The sequence below is a fragment of the Pseudomonas sp. FW305-28 genome, assembly GCF_017351395.1.
Taxonomy (GTDB): domain Bacteria; phylum Pseudomonadota; class Gammaproteobacteria; order Pseudomonadales; family Pseudomonadaceae; genus Aquipseudomonas; species Aquipseudomonas fluorescens_AA.
In genome coordinates this window covers 1-2,080 of record NZ_JACNDD010000288.1, presented here as the reverse complement: position 1 = coordinate 2,080, position 2,080 = coordinate 1, and the positions used below count along the sequence as shown (strand labels likewise).

Annotated in this window: 1 protein-coding gene; it reads left to right on the top strand. The window is 61.3% G+C overall.

Annotated elements, in window-relative coordinates:
- Positions 1 to 329: 329 nt before the first annotated feature.
- On the top strand, positions 330 to 2,003 hold the full coding sequence (locus J4E53_RS30415) for a DEAD/DEAH box helicase (RefSeq protein WP_014337279.1): 1,674 nt from the start codon (positions 330 to 332) through the stop codon (positions 2,001 to 2,003).
- The last annotated feature ends 77 nt before the right edge of the window (positions 2,004 to 2,080 follow it).

Below are 2,080 nucleotides of genomic sequence, written 5' to 3'. Positions count from 1 at the left end.
CTGGAGGTGAACCGTTTTAGCTGACTGCCCCAAGGCCTTCTGACAGCGAGCCCCATAACGGGGTTTGGCAATAAAAAAAGCTCCCTTTTCGGGCGAATTCCGGTATAGTGCGCGCCGGCCTTTAGCCGGGCCGCGTCAAGGTAGCGCAATTCTCCGAAGTCAGCTTCGGTTGCATGTCCGCACAACGGATGCTTCCACGACGTTCTTTTTCCATTCATTCGTTTTCGCAAATCCCCGCCGACAAAGCAGCCAGGGCGACTCTTGAGTCTCAACACGGCATGCGCAGCTTTGGAGCATGGGTCTTTGCGGATGCACTTAGAGGCAGACCCATGACCCAGGAAACCGGCGGCTTCGCCGCTTTTAATCTCAACCCGAACATTCTTGCTGCCGTCACCGCGACTGGCTACGAAGAACCTTCGGCGATTCAGCAGCAATCGATCCCGATCATCATGGCCGGCCACGACATGATTGGCCAGGCGCAAACCGGTACGGGTAAAACCGCTGCGTTCGCTCTGCCGATCCTGCATCGCATCGATCCTGCCAAGCGCGAACCGCAAGCCCTGATCCTGGCGCCAACCCGTGAGTTGGCGCTGCAAGTAGCCACCGCTTTCGAAACCTACTCCAAGCAAATGCCTGGCGTTACCGTTGTGGCCGTTTACGGCGGCGCCCCGATGGGCCCACAACTGAAAGCTATCCGTAATGGCGCGCAGATCGTTGTCGCCACTCCGGGTCGTCTGTGCGACCACCTGCGTCGTGACGAAAAAGTCCTGGCTACCGTGAACCACCTGGTTCTCGACGAAGCCGACGAGATGCTCAAGCTGGGCTTCATGGATGACCTGGAAGTCATCTTCAAGGCGCTGCCAGCGACCCGCCAGACTGTATTGTTCTCGGCCACCCTGCCGCAATCGATCCGTGCCATTGCCGAGCGCCACCTGCGCGATCCGCAACACGTGAAGATCCAGACCAAGACCCAGACCGTCACCGCGATCGAACAAGCTCACCTGCTGGTTCACGCCGACCAGAAGACTTCCGCCGTTCTCAGCTTGCTGGAAGTGGAAGACTTCGACGCCCTGATCATGTTCGTGCGCACCAAGCAAGCGACCCTGGACCTGGCCAGCGCCCTGGAAGCCAAAGGCTACAAAGCCGCCGCGCTGAACGGTGACATTGCCCAGAACCAGCGTGAGCGCGTGATCGACTCCCTCAAGGATGGCCGCCTGGACATCGTTGTGGCGACCGACGTCGCTGCCCGTGGCCTGGATGTTCCGCGCATCACCCACGTGTTCAACGTGGACATGCCGTACGATCCGGAATCCTACGTTCACCGTATCGGCCGTACCGGCCGTGCCGGTCGCGAAGGCCGCGCGCTGCTGCTGGTCACTCCCCGTGAGCGCCGCATGCTGCAAGTGATCGAGCGTGTGACTGGTCAGAAGGTGGCTGAAGTTCGCCTGCCGGACGCCCAGGCCGTTCTCGATGCCCGCATCAAGAAGCTGACCAACAGCCTGTCGCCCCTGGTGGCTGACGCCGAATCGACCCACGGTGATCTGCTCGATCGCCTGACCGCCGATATCGGTTGCACCCCACGTGCCTTGGCCGCGGCACTGCTGCGCAAGGCCACCAATGGCCAGGCGCTGAACCTGGCTGCGATCGAGAAGGAACGTCCCCTGGTGCCGAACAACGCACCGCGTGGCGATCGTCCCGAGCGCACCGGTGATCGTCCGGACCGTGGTGATCGCGAGCGTCGTGCACCGATCCCGCTGGCCGAAGGTCGTGCGCGCTGCCGTACTGCGCTGGGTGCCCGTGACGGCATCGCCGCCAAGAACCTGCTGGGTGCCATCCTCAACGAAGGCGGCCTGGCCCGCGAAGCGATCGGCCGCATCCAGGTGCGTGACAGCTTCAGCCTGGTCGAGCTGCCGGAAGATGGTCTGGAGAAGTTGCTGACCAAGCTGAAAGACACCCGCGTCGCTGGCAAGCAGCTCAAGCTGCGTCGCTACCGCGAGGATTGATCGGCTCTTGGGCTTATTGATCGAGCATGAAAAATCCCCGACTGGTTCGGGGATTTTTTTTGCCTGTTGTTTGGTGT

Excerpts from the sequence above, each read along its gene's own strand:
- J4E53_RS30415 (WP_014337279.1), top strand. The coding sequence starts at position 330 with ATGACCCAGGAAACCGGCGGCTTCGCCGCTTTTAATCTCAACCCGAAC.